Origin of the sequence: Yersinia sp. 22-579 (assembly GCF_030433455.1) — a bacterium.
Taxonomy (GTDB): domain Bacteria; phylum Pseudomonadota; class Gammaproteobacteria; order Enterobacterales; family Enterobacteriaceae; genus Yersinia; species Yersinia enterocolitica.
This window is the reverse complement of record NZ_JAUJTZ010000005.1, coordinates 206,120-222,474: the sequence shown is the minus strand read 5'-3', so window position 1 is coordinate 222,474 and position 16,355 is coordinate 206,120. Positions and strand designations below refer to the sequence as shown.

Genomic DNA, 16,355 nt, shown 5'->3' with positions numbered 1-16,355 from the left:
CGGAAGTGATGGGGATTATGGTTTGGCGTAACCGATGCCTAAGACCCGTTACGCTGGGAATAAATGAAGGCTTATGGGCGAGTGTGGGGATAATGTATCAAGTCGTGGAAGCGCACAGAATGGGCACTTTCATTGCGATAGCCGTGCGGGCAATCAGCTGCAAACCGTAGTGCCTCACCGGTGGCCAGCGTTCGGGTCACACCATCGACGGTGAGTATCAGTTCCCCTTCAATGACAATTACATGCTCAATCACGCCAGCTTCGTGTGGCGTTGACTCACTGCATCCACCCGGTTCGAGGTCGATAACAAACATATCCATGTGCAGTGTCGCGTCATAAGGAAACAGAGGTACGACGCGCATTCCCGACGTTTCGCTATTGAATGTGGTGAGTAAGCCATGACGGTGCAACGCAGCAGACTGCGCCGGCGGTGTTTCAAGAAATTGTGAGAAAGAGACGTTCAGACCACTGGCGATTTTCCACAGTGTCGCCACTGTTGGACTAGATTCGCCGCGTTCAATTTGCCCCAGCATCGCTTTACTGACGCCGGTTTGCTCCGCCGTCTGGCTCAAACTCCAGCCTCGTTCGCGGCGAACGTTTTTCAGTTGGCTGCCAATATGGTGGGCGATTTCCTTCATCTTGACTCCTGTAGCGGTACTTTTGATTGAATACAATTCTTCATCGAATACCATTCTTTATCGAACACGATTGTGCGTTATAACGCACGATGATATATTGAGCACAATAAATATGCGTTATAACGCACGACAGCATACCGCTCGCGTTCGATAATCAGAAGGATTTTCCCCGATGGCATCGCGTTTCCGTTTGCAGAATTTAACTTTTTCTGCGGTTATCGCCGGCTTTGTAGCTGTTCTGGTCGGCTATACCAGCTCAGCGGCAATAATTTTTCAGGCCGCGGAAGCAGCAGGTGCCAGTGTGGCACAAATCGGTGGTTGGCTGAGTATGCTTGGGCTGGGAATGGGGGGGACTAGCATAGGTTTATCGCTCTATTACCGCACACCAGTGGTCACTGCCTGGTCAACACCGGGTGCTGCGTTGCTGGTGACCAGCTTGCCCGGTACATCGATCAATGAAGCTATTGGGGTGTTTGTGTTTGCCACCGGACTGATTTTGCTGTGTGGCGTGACCGGCTTATTCGCCAGATTGATGCAATATATTCCTCAGGCACTGTCGGCGGCGATGTTAGGCGGGATTTTGTTGCGCTTTGGGTTGGACGCTTTTACCTCGTTACAAAGTAATTTCGCGCTAGCTGGCACCATGTGTCTGGTGTATCTGCTGGCAAAACGAATGCTTTCGCGTTATGCGATTGTTCTGGCACTGGCCGCCGGGCTGATGGTGGCCGGATTACAGGGCAATATTGCGCTGCACGGCCAGACGTTGATTTTTGCCACTCCGGTCTTTGTCATGCCGCACTTCACAATCTCAACTCTTCTCGGCATCGGTATTCCGTTTTTCGTGGTGACAATGGCCTCACAAAATGCGCCGGGCATCGCTACGCTGAAAGCGCATGGTTACAATCTACCTGTTTCCCCCCTGATTTCATGGACAGCACTGACCGCACTGATTTTAGCACCATTTGGTGGTTTTACCATCTGTATCGCGGCGATTACAGCGGCGATCTGCATGGGGCAAGATATCCATCCTGATCCGAAAAAACGTTATATGGCGGCGGTTGCTGCTGGGTTCTTCTATCTGATCGCTGGTGTGTTTGGTGGATCAATCGGTATGGTGTTTACCGCACTACCGGTCGCACTTATCCACACTATTGCCGGTCTGGCCTTGCTTGGCACCATTGCGGGTAGTTTGTATCGTGCGCTGGAAAATGAACGTCAGCGTGATGCAGCGATTATCACGTTTTTGATAACGGCTTCCGGCGTGACGCTGTTGGGGGTCGGTTCCGCATTCTGGGGGCTGGTGGGGGGGATAATCACACATCTGATCCTCAACCTCCCAGCGCACAAAACGGAATACGACGCTGGGAAAAGTTGAGTTTATTTATATTCTGGGGAACAAAATGTCACTTTCGGGGAAAAGTGCTGAAACCACCTTTCCCCTTTATCTCTTAGCGGTAAATGACCGCCGTACCGTGCAATTTGTTATTGCCGGTTGCAGAGGTGATCAGGTATGAGGTTGCGCCGGCTTCATCTGCTTTTTTCGCCAGAGCGTTTTCTAATTCAGTTAATGTACCGGCATTGCTGGCGGCAACGGTACCAATCTCATTCAAGCCTGTTGCTGGTGCGTGCTGGATTTGTGTGGCAGCAACACTGGCAAATGATGCGAAAGAAAGGGCCAACGCAGGGATAATATATTTAATATTTTTCATGTAGAACTCCAGTTACATATTTACCATTTAAATAACAAATTATTATTTAAATCATGATATAGACAATCAATGTCTTGCGATAGAGTGCATCATAGCGCAGGCTTGTTTAAATAAAATCACAAAAAATTGATTTTTATCATCAAAAAATTCGAATGACATTTTACGTTTCTTGAAACTTTTTTACTTAACTGCGGGTATAAGAAGTACGCCTACTTTTGCATAAATCTACGTAACCAGAAAAAGCCTGACAAAGGGCGGCTAAACTCACACTGTCGACTGCTGTAATTTCAGTGACACACCCTGTAGAATGTCGCTGTTATCATGACTAACTGACTGAAAAAGGCTTGAAAATGACGTCTGCAACTAAAACTAATAACAGTGGCTCAATATCTTCCCCGATCGTTGTTGCACTGGATTATGCCAATAAAGACGCGGCGTTAGCTTTTGCTGATCGTGTTAACCCACGAGATTGCCGATTAAAAGTAGGCAAAGAGATGTTTACTTTATATGGCCCCCAACTTGTTCGAGACCTGCATCAGCGCGGCTTTGAGGTCTTTCTGGATTTGAAATTCCACGATATTCCTAACACTACCGCCCGTGCGGTTGCGGCGGCGGCGGAACTGGGTGTGTGGATGGTAAATGTCCATGCCTCTGGGGGCATGCGCATGATGACCGCAGCAAAAGAAGCGTTATTGCCCTTTGGCCAACAAGCACCATTACTGATTGCCGTGACGGTGCTAACCAGCATGGATGGTGAGGATTTACGTGATATTGGCATTAATATCACCCCAGCCGAACATGCAGAGCGGTTGGCAAAATTAACCTGGGATTGCGGTTTAGATGGCGTAGTGTGTTCTGCCCATGAAGCGGTGCGCTTAAAGCAGGTGTGTGGTGAGGATTTCAAACTGGTGACACCGGGGATTCGCCCGGAGGGCAGTGATGCTGGCGATCAGCGCCGTATTATGACGCCAGAACAAGCTGTAGCGGCAGGTGTGGATTATATGGTGATAGGGCGTCCGATCACCCAATCTCCCGATCCGGAAAGAACCTTAACCGACATCCTGGCCTCTTTGGGTAAGGGGGCAAAATGAGTCATGATAATAGCCGCTTGGTCTATTCAACCGATACCGGGCGTATCACTGAACCCGAGGTCAAACCGCAGCGGCCTAAAGGCGATGGTATTGTTCGCATCCAGCGTCAAACCAGCGGCCGTAAAGGCAAGGGCGTGTGTTTGATTACCGGTATTGATGGCAGTGATGAGATGCTGGAGAAACTGGCAGCAGAATTGAAGAAGAAGTGCGGTTGCGGTGGCTCGATTAAAGACGGCATCATTGAAATTCAAGGAGATAAACGTGATCTTCTTAAGCAACTGCTCGAAGCCAAAGGGATGAAAGTCAAACTGGCGGGTGGGTGAGAATAATTTATAGTTGGGGTTAATGACAAAGTGCCCGTAGCGGTGAAAACAGGTAGATCGTAAAGACGCCGTAAACCCTTCCCTGGGGGCTCGAGCCGCGCCATCCGTGGCGCGGACGCTTTACTCTTCTACCTGTCCTCACCTTGCAAGATCGAGTCGTTGGGGTTTGTCAGCAGTCTGAGTTTCATTTAACAGGTTTCCCCTAATTAATTGGTGTTGCAGGTAGGCAGCAAGCAAACGAATCCCGATGAGCTTACACAGGTAAGTGATTCGGGTGAGTGAGCGTAGCTAACACCCCTGCAACGCCAAGTAAAACGGGGAAATTTATTTGCTCACCTGATGGCCAATAACCCCACCAATAGCAGCACCGCCTAGCGTCCCTAAAGTACTGCCAGTCAATACTGCGCCGCCGACAGCACCAGCACCGGCACCAATTGCGGTATTACGGTCACGTTTGGACATGTTGGAACATGCGGATAGTGATAGGGCCAGCGTTAGTGCCAATGCGGCAGTCGCAAATCTTTTATTGATCATCATAATTATTTTCCTCACGTTGGCTAAGTACAAATCCATACTGAATTAAACTTACCTTACTCAGTATAGGTATTATATTAATATTAGGCGTCAGCTCATTCCATTTGTGATTAGAATAAAAAACGCCATTTTGATTTAAATTTGGAATTAATATTGAGAACTGGTTTCTTCATCAATAGAATCTAGTATAATTGCCTGTAATTCATTTAGTAGGTAAATAGTCCTAATTTGACCCGCCCAAGGGTGTAATTAAGGATTATCTGAAGCAACAGGCACAATTAACTCATTGTCTGTACTCAATAAAACCAGATTGCATGGGTTGTCCATCTCTCAGACTCCACTTTCCAGCCAATCCGCACGCAGTTTATAGCTATTTCTCCCATACCGGTTCTCACCTGTGGCGCTGAAAATGAAACAAATTCAGTTATTCAGGATAAGACAATGCTCAACGAACTGAAGCAGCAGGTGCTTGCTGCTAATCTGGCACTGCCACGCCATAATCTGGTCACTTTTACCTGGGGAAATGTCAGTGCTGTCGATCGACAAAAGGGCTTGCTGGTGATTAAGCCTTCGGGCGTTGAGTATGACGTGATGACGGTGGATGACATGGTGGTCGTGGAGTTGGAAACCGGCAAAGTGGTGGAGGGCAGTAAGAAGCCTTCATCGGATACCGACACGCATCGGGTGCTTTACCTTAATTTTCCTCAAATCGGTGGCATCGTACATACGCATTCACGCCACGCCACCATATGGGCGCAGGCTGGTTTGGATTTGCCCGCCTGGGGCACCACGCATGCGGATTATTTCTATGGCGCAATCCCCTGTACCCGCCTGATGACGCCAGAAGAGATTGCTGGTCGTTATGAATGGGAAACAGGTAATGTCATTGTCGAGACATTCGTTGATAGAGGCATTAAACCAGAAGATGTGCCCGCCGTATTGGTGAATTCACACGGGCCATTTGCCTGGGGAACCGATGCTGATAATGCTGTACACAATGCGGTTGTATTAGAAGAGCTGGCTTATATGGGGATTTTCTCACGCCAGTTGAACCCGCAACTGCGAGATATGCAGCCACAATTGCTGGATAAGCACTACCTGCGCAAGCACGGGAAAAATGCCTATTATGGGCAATAAAAACTGCGTTTAGCCGCCGCCCGTGTTTAGTCTTGCACGGGTTTTTCCAACCATAATATCGAGTCGCTGATATCGAGTATTTTTGCTTCGACTTGCGCGATCGCATCATTGATTCCCTGATTGTAAAAATGTGCACCTAATTCGCGACTGATAAATTGCAGTAAAAATTCGGCGTCAAAATCTTCCAACTCAATATTGTGCTCCTGCTCCAGATAACGCTGAAGTTTATCTGTCATGCGCTGGGTTTGTTCGCGGGTGAAGGTGATGTCTGCCATTGCTGCTCCGATAATTATTTTATTCACTTAGAATGTCGATTTGAATTCCCTGAGTTATCAACTGCTGTCGGTAAGCTGTGGGCAAGCGATTATCCGTGATGACTCTGTTGACGGCAGAGATAGGGGTCAACAGGTTCTGATGCACCTGACCAAATTTTGATGCATCCGCCAAGATGATGTTTTCGGCACCTTTAGCTAATACGCTATTAATGACCTCGGCCCGTAGCACGTCACGCCCAGTAAATCCGATATCCATCTGGTAACCGTCGATACCGATAAATGCCTTACTGAAATTCACATGACGTAAGCACAGTAGAGTGAGTGGGCCAACCATGCTGTCACTTTTCTTCTGATAGATCCCGCCCAATAGAATAACTTCGCAAGCTGAGTCTTTTAATTGTCGGGCAATATAGCCGCTCACTGTCACTAATGTGATGCCGGGGCGTTTTGCCAACTGATGAGCCAAGAGGGCATTACTGCTGCCACTTTCAATAAATATTGTCTCACCGTCGTTGACCAGCGAGGCGGCATGATTGGCCAGTTTTTGCTTCACGGAAAAATGGCGCATCATGCGCACATCAATATCATCACTTTCAAGGGCGACAGCGAAGCCATGCACGCGCTTGAGTAAACCCCGTTTCTCTAGCAGATTGAGATCTTGCCGAATGGTGACTTCTGATACATGGGTTACTTGGGATAATTCGCTGACACTCACTCGTTTGTTGTCATTCACCTGTTGCAAAATCGTTTGCTGTCTTGGGTTCATCATAGGTCTACCAAATAAATAAACTTTCGTTTGAAGTATAATTTACTTTCGAATGAAATAGGTTTGATCAAGGTCACGTTATTGATTAAGGGTTGGTCTATGATTGCGGTTAATGATTCTTGGTTATGCTATTTGCTTTACTGGTTATTTGTTTAATCAGTCTGGCTGTTTCACTCATTCAAACCGGAGGTTGTTATGGAGCTTTATCTTGATACAGCAGATGTGGCCGCAGTTAAACGACTGGCACGTGTTTTGCCTTTGCAGGGAGTGACGACCAATCCCAGTATTCTGGCAAAAGCGGGCAAACCCATCTGGGAAGTGCTCCCTGCGCTACGCGATGCTTTGGGGGGAACCGGTAAACTGTTTGCCCAAGTGTTGGCCAGCGACAGCGAACTCATGGTGTCAGAGGCGGTATTACTGTCCCAGCGCGTTCCCGGTTTGGTTATCAAAGTGCCAGCAACCGCTGAAGGTTTAGCTGCAATTAAGAAATTGAAAACGATGTCAATCCCGACATTGGGTACCGCGGTGTACGGTGCGGGGCAAGGGCTATTATCGGCATTAGCCGGAGCTGAATATGTTGCTCCTTATGTCAACCGGTTAGATGCGCAGGGCGGTGATGGTATCGCGATGGTACGCGAATTACAGCAATTGCTGACCTTACATGCGCCGGGCGCTAAAGTGTTGGCAGCCAGCTTCCGGACACCTCGGCAGGTATTAGATTGCCTGCTGGCGGGTTGTCAGTCCGTGACCATTCCCGTGGATGTTGCAGAGCAGTTTATCAGCACTCCAGCAGTTAAAGCGGCAGTAGAACAGTTTGAGCATGACTGGCAGGGCGCATTTGGCTCAGCAATCTTGAGCTAGTGTTTCATTCACGGACTAAAGCATAAAAAAACGCCCGCTTAGACATTAAATGGGCGTTACGTTGTCACTTAAACCAGCCGGCAATTACGCTAGCAAGGGCATTTTCCCAACTTGCCACCTTTGCTGGGGAAGCGAGCCTCCAGACAATAACGGTGGAAGTCACGTTCGGTCATCGGCGGCGTATCCGGATGATGACGTCGCATATGATTCACATAATTGCCATAATCCTGCACTCCCACCATCAGACGGAAACTTTGAGCCACTCGGTGCGCAATCAAACGAACCCAAGCCCATAACGTGGTCGGGTGAGCGACGACGGGAACCAGCGGTATACAGCGCGTAATCTGACGCGGCCCTGGTGGGCATGGCCGGTGCAACAGATTGGTTTGCTGCCTGCGCAGTGGGATACCTGCATTAGCCACGAACAGTCTCCTCACGGAATACAATTTCAGTCTCATGCGTAGTCGGTTTGCTGGATTTCAGCGCACGCCGAATCACGAAGAAAGATGAAATCAACATGGTCACTGCCACCAGCATAAAGAAGGCACACAAAGCGGCATTGATCTGGTTGTTAAACACAATGGTTTCCATGTCCTTAATGCTCTTGGCTGGGGCAATCAATACCCCTTGCTCGACACCAGCCGAGAATTTCTTCGCCTGAGCCAGGAAACCAATACTTGGTTTTTCGTGGAAAATTTTCTGCCAGCCCGCCGTCATTGAGGTAATAAACAGCCAAATTGTTGGCAGGATGGTTACCCAAGCATAGCGCTGCTTCTTCATTTTAAACAGGACCACAGTCCCTAAAATTAGCGCCATTGATGCCAGCATCTGATTACCGATACCGAATAGTGGCCACAAGGTATTAATACCACCCAGCGGGTCGACTACCCCTTGATAAACAAAGAAGCCCCAACAGGCGACGGCAACGGTAGTACCGGATAAGTTGCCAAACCATGAACGGTTATTCGCCAGACTTGGCACCACCACGCCGACCAAATCCTGCACCATAAAGCGGCAAGCACGGGTGCCGGCATCAACAGCCGTCAGAATAAACATCGCTTCAAACAGAATGGCAAAGTGGTACCAGAATGCCATCATATTGCGGCTATTAAAGACTTCACTGATGATATGCGCCATCCCAACCGCGAAGGTTGGTGCGCCACCGGCACGAGATAATATTGAGTTTTCGCCGACATCTTTAGCGATCATGGTCAGGGTTTCAGGTGTGACGACAAATCCCCAACTGTTGATGGCCAGAGCGGCACTTTCTACCGTGGTGCCAATCAGTGCTGCCGGTGAGTTCATGGCAAAGTACACGCCCGGATCGATAACTGATGCACAAATCAGCGCCATAATGGCGACAAATGATTCCATCAGCATCGCACCGTATCCGATAAAGCGGGTATGGCTTTCGCGTTCCACCAATTTCGGCGTGGTACCACTGGCAACCAGCGCATGGAAGCCCGAAATAGCACCACAAGCGATAGTGATAAACAGGAATGGGAACAGGCTACCGGAGAAGACCGGGCCGCTACCATCAATAAAGCGCGAAACGGCAGGCATTTTCATTTCTGGCATGGCAAACACAATACCAATTGCTAAACCGATAATGACGCCAATTTTAAGGAAGGTCGATAAATAGTCACGTGGTGCCAACAGCAGCCATACCGGTAGAACGGAGGCGATAAAGCCATAAATGACCAGCACCCAGGTCAAGGTGGTGCCGTGCAAGGTAAAGAACGGTCCCCAGTAAGGGTGAACGGCAATATTCCCGCCGTAAATAATTGCCGCCATCATCAACACAAAACCAATTAATGACACTTCGGCAATTTTACCCGGGCGCAGGAAGCGCATGTACACGCCCATAAATAGTGCAATCGGGATAGTAGCAGCAATGGTAAACAGGCCCCACGGGCTGTCGGCCAGTGCTTTAACCACCACTAATGCCAGTGCAGACAAGATGATAATCATCACCCCTAAGGCACCCAGCATGGTAATAATTCCGGCAAAAGCGCCTAATTCTTGTTTTGCCATTTCCCCCAATGAACGGCCATCACGACGGGTTGAGATAAACAGGATAAGGAAGTCCTGTACCGCACCGGCCATCATTACGCCCACCAGAATCCAGATAGTACCGGGTAAGAAGCCCATTTGGGCGGCCAAAATAGGCCCAACTAGCGGCCCGGCCCCGGCAATAGCCGCGAAGTGGTGGCCGAACAGTACCCATTTATTGGTCGGAACATAATCCAGACCATCATTACGTCGCTCTGCCGGGGTTAAACGGCGGTCATCCAGCTCAAAGACATTCTTGGCAATAAACAAACTATAAAAGCGGTAGGCGATGCTGTAACAGGCTACCGAGGCAATCACCAACCAGATGGCATTGACATGTTCGCCTCGGCTCAATGCCAGCATGGCAAACGCGAATGCACCTATTAACGCGACGGTCAGCCAGATGACGACAGTCTTGACGTTTTTCATGGGTAACGACTCCTTGTTATGGGGAAAATTTAACGGTAATCAGCACCCGTTTGGGAAAAAAGATGCAAACCGTTAGTTAACATAGGAGCTTTAATGTGAAAGAAAAGTAGCGAAAGTGAGAACTGTGATGAGGTAAATGTTTTTTGCTCACCATTAGAATCATTTTCTTACATATTGTGACGACTACCCGACTGTACGGGTACGAAGTGAAAATAGAGCGGGGCGGATAATAGCGGACATAAAAAAGCCGTGGGATGTTGTGCATCACCACGGCTGATATTAAGTTAATGTATTGATTCTAAACATCAAACCACTGGGCGTGCCACCACGTTACGCGTTTCCATCCGCACTTCGGCAATGCGTACTTCAATTTTGTCGCTCTGGCTGTAAACCGTTTCACCTTTGATTTGTACAGTGCCGGTTTCCTGGCTGCAGACCATTTCATCACGCACCGCATGAATAAAGGGCGCGGGAATAAAGGCGACTGCGCCGTTATCCAGTAAGCGCACCCGTAGGCCGCCGCGAGTGACATCAATGATTTCCGCAGGGAAGCGCGTATCGGTGCCTGCCATCGGTTGTAGGTAACGGGCATACAACCAATCACCGACATCACGTTCCGCCATGCGATTCAAACGGCGGCGTTCGGCCAATTGAACCGTGATTTCGTCCTGTGGTTTTTCCGCTTGCTGTCCGGTAATAATGGCTTTCAGCAGACGATGGTTGACCATATCGCCGTATTTACGAATTGGCGAGGTCCAGGTGGCGTAAGCTTCAAGCCCTAAACCGAAGTGTGGGCCGGGAACCGTGCTGATTTCAGCGAATGTCTGGAAACGGCGGATGCGACTATCAAGGAACTGGGTCGGTAAGGCATCAAGATGACGGCGCAATTCACAGAAACCAGGTAAGGTCAGCAGCGCTTGCGGATCGGCTTCCACCCCATTGGCCTGCAACACATTAGCGGCTTGCTCAACCAGCGCGGGATCAAAACCGGTATGCACGTTATAGATACCAAAACCAAGATTATCACGCAGCGCAATAGCGGCACAGACGTTGGCGGCAATCATGCACTCTTCAACAATACGGTTAGCAATACGACGGTGTTCAACAATGATATCCAGCACTTCGCCTTTTTCGCCCAACAAGAAGCGATAGTCAGGCCGGTCTTTAAACACCAATGCATGTGTTTCACGCCAATGGCTGCGCGCTTCGCAAACACGTTTTAATAAGGTGATTTGTTCAGCGATATCAGCATTTTGTGGCTGCCAGTCACCACTGCCTTCTAACCAATCAGAAACTTCGTCATAAACCAGTTTGGCTTTCGACTCAACCCAGGCGGCAGAGAAGTGAATATCATCACCGAGCGCGCCATCGGCAGCGACAGTGACGCGGCACACCAATACCGGGCGGCGTTCATTCGGCCGCAGTGAACAAAGATTATCGGATAGGTCACGTGGCAGCATCGGGATGTTAAAGCCCGGCAGATAGTTGGTAAATGCACGTTTACGGGCAATTAAGTCCAACTCACTGTTTTCATCGACATAAGCAGTAGGGTCAGCAATAGCAATGGTCAACAACAGCGAGCCGTCACCGTTGTCTTGCACATGCAACGCGTCATCCATATCTTCGGTGCTGGCGCTGTCGATAGTGACAAAATTAAGCGCAGTCAAATCTTCCCGTTGCAGGTTGGCATCATGCAACGCTGATTCAATCATGACGGGCGCTTCGCGCTCCAAATTATGGCGCGCCAGGGTGACCCACCAAGGGACAAAGTGATCTTCACCATCCGTAATAAAAGCAGTCAGGTCGGCATTAAAGGCACGGTCACCTTTTAATGGATGGCGGCGCATCTCGGCCACCGCCCAATCACCGGTCTGAAAATCGTGAGTCAGTTCACGCACTGGACGACATTGAATGGCATCACGCAGCAGAGGATGGTCAGGAACGATAGACAGGCGGTCATCTTTTCGTTGCACACGGCCAACAAAGCGGGACAAAAATGGCTCAACCAGGGTTTCCGGCTCAGCAATTTCACGATCTTTATCGGTGTGAAGAGTGGCAATAATACGATCGCCATGCATGACTTTTTTCATCTGTGGCGGCGGAATAAAGTAACTTTTCTGCCCGTCTACCTCAAGAAAGCCAAAGCCTTTCTCAGTACCTTTAACCACGCCTTCGACGCGTGGAGTCTGAGTGTGAAGTTGCTGTTTTAGCTGCGCCAGCAGCGGGTTATCTTGAAACATATCGTCCAGTGAATGGTGTAGTGAGTGGGATTAATCCGGCTGACAGTTTTACGCGAATCAGCCCCATCGGGCAAGCGGCATATCATTTTGCAGAGGAATTCCCTATTAAAGACAGGGGCATGTCTGGGGCGTTATCCATAATAAACCTGCCCCGACGAATCGGGGCCAGTTTCATGAGGACATTCAAGCAATACGCAATGTTTGCGGTTGCTGCCAGCGGCGCACCGTCACCGGCACGGATTTTGAGGTTGGCGTGTGGGTTTCATCACCAAAACTGGATAACGGTACCAGTGGGTTAGTTTCAGGGTAATAAGCAGCCAGATTTCCACGCGGAATATCGTAGCTCACCAGTTTGAAACCACTGACTTTTCGCGTAACTCCATCATTCCACAGCGTTTCAATCTCAACTAAATCGCCATCTTCTAATGCCAGTTCAGCCAAATCTTGCGGGTTAATAAACAGTACTTCCCGTTGACCATACACCCCGCGATAGCGGTCATCGAGGCCATAAATAGTGGTGTTATATTGATCGTGTGAACGTAAAGTTTGCAGCACAAAAGGGGCCTGCTCACCGGCAATCTGCGGAAATAAGCTCTCAGGGAGCATTGATGCACAAAACTCGGCTTTACCACTGGGGGTGGCAAATTGCATTTCGGCGGCGGCACTGCCCAGATAGAAACCACCGGGTTGCTCGCAACGGGCGTTAAAGTCATCGAAACCGGGAGTGGTTGCGCCAATATGGTCACGAATCAAGTTGTAATCATCGGCTAATGCCAGCCAATCCAGCGCTTTTCCCTCTGCGGGCTGCTGAGCAAAAACAGCATTGGCAATGCCGCAAACAATGGCTGTTTCTGAGTGTTGAGTCTCCGCCAGCGGTTTCCCCACACCTTCAGAGGCGTGCACCATGCTAAATGAATCTTCTACGGTAATAAATTGTGAGCCAGTCGCTTGCATATCACGTTCAGTACGGCCCAGCGTTGGAAGAATCAAGGCTTCAGCACCGGTTATCAGGTGGCTACGATTGAGTTTGGTGCTGATATGTACCGTGAGATTACAGCGGCGCAGTGCTTGGGCGGTACGCTCGGTATCGGGAGCCGCTGCTGCCAGATTGCCACCTAGGGCAATCAACACTTTGACTTCGCCGCGCAGCATGGCTTCAAGCGCTTCCACGGTATTATGTCCAGCGGCTTGAGGCGGGGTAAAACCAAAATGCTGGCCTAAGCGCGTTAACATGGCGGCAGAGGGTTTCTCATCTATCCCCATAGTGCGATTGCCTTGCACATTACTGTGACCACGCACCGGGCATAAACCCGCACCAGGTTTGCCTAACTGGCCAAATAACAGTTGCAGGTTAGTCAGTTCCCTAACCGTTATCACTGAATGTTTATGCTGCGTGATACCCATTGCCCAGGTCAGGATAACGCGCTCTGCATGCTGATAGATATCTGCTGCATGGCGTATTTGCGTCTCGGTTAAGCCTGATTGCTGAGTAATTTGCGCCCATGACGTATTATCAACCGCCGCCAGATAATCATCGATCCCTTCAGTGTGTGCGCTAATAAAGGTTTCATCAAATAAGCCTGACTGCCCTTGTGCCCGTTGCTGGCGATGGGTTTCCAACAAAGCTTTCACCATACCGCGAACCGCTGCCATATCACCGCCAAGATTAGGTTGAAAATAGGCAGAACTGATGGGAGATGATTTAGGTGTCAACATTTCAATCGGATTTTGTGGGTCGGCAAAACGTTCCAATCCACGCTCACGTAAGGTATTGAAGCTGACAATCCGTGCGCCGCGATCTTTGGCATGACGTAAGCTGTGCAACATTCTCGGATGATTGGTACCTGGGTTTTGCCCGAAGACAAAAATGGCATCAGCCAGCTCGAAATCCTGCATACGAATGGTGCCTTTACCGACCCCAATACTCTGTTTCAGCCCGGTACCACTGGCTTCATGGCACATATTTGAGCAATCTGGAAAATTATTTGTTCCCAACATACGGCCGAAAAGCTGATAAAGGTAGGAGGCTTCATTACTGGCTCGGCCTGAAGTATATAGCTCCAACTGATTTGGGTTATCCAACCCATTAATATGCTTGGCAATTAACTCAAGAGCACTTTCCCAACTGATGGGTTGATAACGATCAGTCTCGGGGTTATAGCGCATGGGATGGGTGATTCGCCCTTGATATTCAAGAAAGTAATCACTCTGTTGGCGCAGAGTCGTCAGGCTGTGTTCCGCAAAAAACTCCGGCTCCACCGCCTTGCGGGTAGCTTCCCAACTGACCGCTTTGGCCCCATTCTCACAAAAACTGAAAGTGCTGTGGTTGTCATCTCCCCAGGCGCAGCCTGGGCAGTCAAAGCCTTTGACTTGGTTGACGCGCAACAAGTTACGAATATTCTTCAATGCTTGCTTGCTGTCCAACACAAAGCGCGTGGTGGCTTCAAGAGAACCCCAGCCACCAGCAGCGCCGGTATAGGGTTTTATGGCTGATTTAAATTTCATAATAATACGCCGCAGGTTTTTTTTGTTTCAAACAGGTAACAAAATGATTAACTGTTTGAGTCTGTTTTGTCACAAGTCTAGTGGGGCGGGGCACTAGCGTCTAATCGAATACCACAATCGCGGCATAGAGGGGGCTTATCACTCGAATGTTGCGGATCAAATCCGTTGATGTACCTCTGCTCTGGTGAGTTAATGGCTGTATCTTATATTTATGAAATGATGTTATTTAATAATTATATTAATAAATGGTTTTACAATTAACAAAAATATAATTTTACATACTGGTATTAATTTTTATCTGGTTTAAATAATGGCAAAATGACTTAACTGCTCTATTATTTAATAGCAGGCAGCTTAGTGTGTTTAATATAAGTGCTAATATAAATAATCAAAAATAACCATTAATTTCAAATGATAACCATTAAATAAAAACAATAACATTAGTCATATTTAGCACCACTGCTGAGATATATAAAGGGGGCTCTTTCCCTGCCTTTACGGTTCTGCATGCATAATCATCCAGATGAGGATAATACAATGACACAAATACAATTGGCTATTAATAATAACCTGGCTAGTGCTGAAGCTACAATACAACTTAATGAGTTACCTAAAGTTGTTCTGGACTTTATCACCGGGGAGCAAACCGGTGTTGCGCGTTCCGGCGGGATTTTTACTAAGGAGGATTTAATTAACCTTAAACTTTATGTCAGAAAGGGGCTTTCATTACCAACCCGGCAGGATGAGGTGGAGGCTTACCTTGGATATAAAAAAATAGATGTCGCTGGTCTTGAGCCGAAAGATATTAAATTGTTATTTGATGGAATTCATAATCATGCCTTAAATTGGAATGATGTGGAACAGGCTGTATTACAGCAAAGTCTGGATCTGGATATAGCAGCAAAAAACATCATCAGTACCGGTAATGAAATTATTAATCTGATAAATCAAATGCCAATAACCGTGCGTGTCAAAACTATGTTGGGTGACATTACAGACCAGCAGTTGAAGAATATCACTTATGAATCTGCTGATCATGAAGTAGCCTTAGCATTAAAAGATATTCTTGATGAAATGGAAGTGGATATCAACCGGCATCAAGCAACAACTGCGAATGTCAGGAAAAAAGTATCCGATTATAGAATCACCTTGACCGGCGGTGAGTTATCTTCGGGAGATAAAGTGAATGGACTGGAACCTCAGGTCAAAACAAAATACGACCTGATGGAAAAAAACAACATGAGGAAATCAATAAAGGAATTAGACGAAAAAATAAAAGAGAAAAGAGATAGAATTGAGCAACTAAAGAAAGATTACGATAAGTTTGTCGGGTTGTCTTTTACTGGGGCCATAGGCGGCATAATAGCGATTGCTATTACTGGTGGCATCTTTGGTGCTAAAGCAGAAAACGCCAGAAAAGAAAAAAACGCATTAATCTCTGAGGTTGCTGAATTAGAAAAAAAAGTTAGCTCCCAAAGGGCATTACAAACTGCGTTAGAGGCACTTTCTCTGTCATTTAGTGATATTGGCATTCGAATGGTTGATGCCGAATCGGCGCTTAATCATTTGGATTTTATGTGGTTATCTGTTCTCAACCAAATTACTGAATCTCAGACACAATTTGCGATGATTAACAATGCGTTGCGCCTGACTAGTTTTGTTAATAAATTCCAGCAGGTTATAACTCCATGGAAAAGTGTCGGAGATTCTGCCCGCCAGTTGGTGGATATATTTGATGAGGCAATAAAAGAATACAAAAAAGTGTATGGCTAATCCATTTTACCGTATTTAATTA

15 protein-coding genes are annotated in these 16,355 nt (G+C 47.9%); 6 read left to right on the top strand and 9 right to left on the bottom strand.

The features are described from left to right. Window positions 1–71 precede the first annotated feature (71 nt). Window positions 72–638 carry a helix-turn-helix domain-containing protein gene (locus QSV56_RS08245; protein ID WP_301211872.1) on the bottom strand — a complete coding sequence of 189 codons (567 nt, stop codon included), beginning with the start codon at window positions 636–638 and terminating at the stop codon, window positions 72–74. A 172-nt stretch (window positions 639–810) separates the two neighbouring features. Between QSV56_RS08245 and QSV56_RS08240 the strand changes: the two genes are divergently transcribed. Continuing rightward, entirely contained in the window at window positions 811–2,013 is a 1,203-nt protein-coding gene (locus tag QSV56_RS08240; RefSeq protein WP_301211870.1) for a benzoate/H(+) symporter BenE family transporter, read from the top strand. Between the two features lie 73 nt (window positions 2,014–2,086). Here the strand turns inward: QSV56_RS08240 and QSV56_RS08235 are convergent, their stop codons facing one another. Further along, the gene (locus QSV56_RS08235) at window positions 2,087–2,347 is read right to left on the bottom strand and encodes a YdgH/BhsA/McbA-like domain containing protein (protein ID WP_011816266.1); all 261 of its coding nucleotides are present in this window, start codon (window positions 2,345–2,347) and stop codon (window positions 2,087–2,089) included. 350 nt (window positions 2,348–2,697) lie between these two features. Here QSV56_RS08235 and pyrF point away from each other — a divergent pair, with 350 nt between their 5' ends. Together pyrF and yciH are read left to right on the top strand one after the other, a co-directional pair. Continuing rightward, the gene (gene pyrF, locus QSV56_RS08230) at window positions 2,698–3,438 is read left to right on the top strand and encodes an orotidine-5'-phosphate decarboxylase (protein WP_046694972.1); all 741 of its coding nucleotides are present in this window, start codon (window positions 2,698–2,700) and stop codon (window positions 3,436–3,438) included. Beyond that, the gene (yciH, locus tag QSV56_RS08225; RefSeq protein ID WP_019079480.1) at window positions 3,435–3,761 is read left to right on the top strand and encodes a stress response translation initiation inhibitor YciH; all 327 of its coding nucleotides are present in this window, start codon (window positions 3,435–3,437) and stop codon (window positions 3,759–3,761) included. Before pyrF ends, yciH begins: the two co-directional genes overlap by 4 nt. A 324-nt stretch (window positions 3,762–4,085) precedes the next feature. On the opposite strand, the gene osmB is transcribed toward yciH, so the two are convergent. Then, complete coding sequence (osmB, locus tag QSV56_RS08220; RefSeq protein WP_026018226.1) at window positions 4,086–4,301, bottom strand: osmotically-inducible lipoprotein OsmB; 216 nt, start codon at window positions 4,299–4,301, stop codon at window positions 4,086–4,088. A gap of 435 nt (window positions 4,302–4,736) precedes the next feature. On the opposite strand from osmB, the gene araD reads away from it, so the two are divergent. Then, a complete protein-coding gene (gene araD / locus QSV56_RS08215; RefSeq protein ID WP_019083158.1) occupies window positions 4,737–5,432 on the top strand; it encodes an L-ribulose-5-phosphate 4-epimerase in 696 nt (231 codons plus the stop codon). A gap of 26 nt (window positions 5,433–5,458) precedes the next feature. Here araD and QSV56_RS08210 read toward each other — a convergent pair whose 3' ends face one another. Then, the gene (locus QSV56_RS08210; RefSeq protein ID WP_046050895.1) at window positions 5,459–5,707 is read right to left on the bottom strand and encodes a DUF2164 domain-containing protein; all 249 of its coding nucleotides are present in this window, start codon (window positions 5,705–5,707) and stop codon (window positions 5,459–5,461) included. 19 nt (window positions 5,708–5,726) lie between these two features. Next, the gene (locus QSV56_RS08205) at window positions 5,727–6,473 is read right to left on the bottom strand and encodes a DNA-binding transcriptional regulator YciT (RefSeq protein ID WP_046695689.1); all 747 of its coding nucleotides are present in this window, start codon (window positions 6,471–6,473) and stop codon (window positions 5,727–5,729) included. Between the two features lie 195 nt (window positions 6,474–6,668). Here QSV56_RS08205 and fsa point away from each other — a divergent pair, with 195 nt between their 5' ends. Beyond that, window positions 6,669–7,334, top strand: a complete 666-nt coding sequence (gene fsa / locus QSV56_RS08200) for a fructose-6-phosphate aldolase (protein WP_005169909.1) — start codon at window positions 6,669–6,671, stop codon at window positions 7,332–7,334. A gap of 89 nt (window positions 7,335–7,423) precedes the next feature. Here fsa and QSV56_RS08195 read toward each other — a convergent pair whose 3' ends face one another. The 4 genes from QSV56_RS08195 to QSV56_RS08180 form a co-directional block, all read right to left on the bottom strand. Continuing rightward, window positions 7,424–7,756: a YbdD/YjiX family protein gene (locus QSV56_RS08195; protein ID WP_019079476.1), complete on the bottom strand. Its 333-nt coding sequence runs from the start codon at window positions 7,754–7,756 to the stop codon at window positions 7,424–7,426. Beyond that, window positions 7,749–9,815 carry a carbon starvation CstA family protein gene (locus QSV56_RS08190; RefSeq protein WP_005169907.1) on the bottom strand — a complete coding sequence of 689 codons (2,067 nt, stop codon included), beginning with the start codon at window positions 9,813–9,815 and terminating at the stop codon, window positions 7,749–7,751. Before QSV56_RS08190 ends, QSV56_RS08195 begins: the two co-directional genes overlap by 8 nt. A 305-nt stretch (window positions 9,816–10,120) precedes the next feature. Beyond that, the gene (locus QSV56_RS08185; protein ID WP_046694973.1) at window positions 10,121–12,055 is read right to left on the bottom strand and encodes an exoribonuclease II; all 1,935 of its coding nucleotides are present in this window, start codon (window positions 12,053–12,055) and stop codon (window positions 10,121–10,123) included. Between the two features lie 183 nt (window positions 12,056–12,238). Continuing rightward, window positions 12,239–14,560 carry an FdhF/YdeP family oxidoreductase gene (locus QSV56_RS08180; RefSeq protein ID WP_301211862.1) on the bottom strand — a complete coding sequence of 774 codons (2,322 nt, stop codon included), beginning with the start codon at window positions 14,558–14,560 and terminating at the stop codon, window positions 12,239–12,241. A 537-nt stretch (window positions 14,561–15,097) separates the two neighbouring features. Here QSV56_RS08180 and yaxA point away from each other — a divergent pair. Next, window positions 15,098–16,333 (top strand): pore-forming cytotoxin subunit YaxA, encoded by a 1,236-nt coding sequence (gene yaxA / locus QSV56_RS08175; protein WP_301211860.1) that lies wholly within the window; start codon window positions 15,098–15,100, stop codon window positions 16,331–16,333. Window positions 16,334–16,355: the final 22 nt, after the last annotated feature.

Coding starts and splice junctions, on each gene's coding strand:
- QSV56_RS08245 (WP_301211872.1), bottom strand. CDS start 638: ATGAAGGAAATCGCCCACCATATTGGCAGCCAACTGAAAAACGTTCGC.
- QSV56_RS08240 (WP_301211870.1), top strand. CDS start 811: ATGGCATCGCGTTTCCGTTTGCAGAATTTAACTTTTTCTGCGGTTATC.
- QSV56_RS08235 (WP_011816266.1), bottom strand. CDS start 2,347: ATGAAAAATATTAAATATATTATCCCTGCGTTGGCCCTTTCTTTCGCA.
- pyrF (WP_046694972.1), top strand. CDS start 2,698: ATGACGTCTGCAACTAAAACTAATAACAGTGGCTCAATATCTTCCCCG.
- yciH (WP_019079480.1), top strand. CDS start 3,435: ATGAGTCATGATAATAGCCGCTTGGTCTATTCAACCGATACCGGGCGT.
- araD (WP_019083158.1), top strand. CDS start 4,737: ATGCTCAACGAACTGAAGCAGCAGGTGCTTGCTGCTAATCTGGCACTG.
- QSV56_RS08210 (WP_046050895.1), bottom strand. CDS start 5,707: ATGGCAGACATCACCTTCACCCGCGAACAAACCCAGCGCATGACAGAT.
- QSV56_RS08205 (WP_046695689.1), bottom strand. CDS start 6,473: ATGAACCCAAGACAGCAAACGATTTTGCAACAGGTGAATGACAACAAA.
- fsa (WP_005169909.1), top strand. CDS start 6,669: ATGGAGCTTTATCTTGATACAGCAGATGTGGCCGCAGTTAAACGACTG.
- QSV56_RS08190 (WP_005169907.1), bottom strand. CDS start 9,815: ATGAAAAACGTCAAGACTGTCGTCATCTGGCTGACCGTCGCGTTAATA.
- QSV56_RS08185 (WP_046694973.1), bottom strand. CDS start 12,055: ATGTTTCAAGATAACCCGCTGCTGGCGCAGCTAAAACAGCAACTTCAC.
- QSV56_RS08180 (WP_301211862.1), bottom strand. CDS start 14,560: ATGAAATTTAAATCAGCCATAAAACCCTATACCGGCGCTGCTGGTGGC.
- yaxA (WP_301211860.1), top strand. CDS start 15,098: ATGACACAAATACAATTGGCTATTAATAATAACCTGGCTAGTGCTGAA.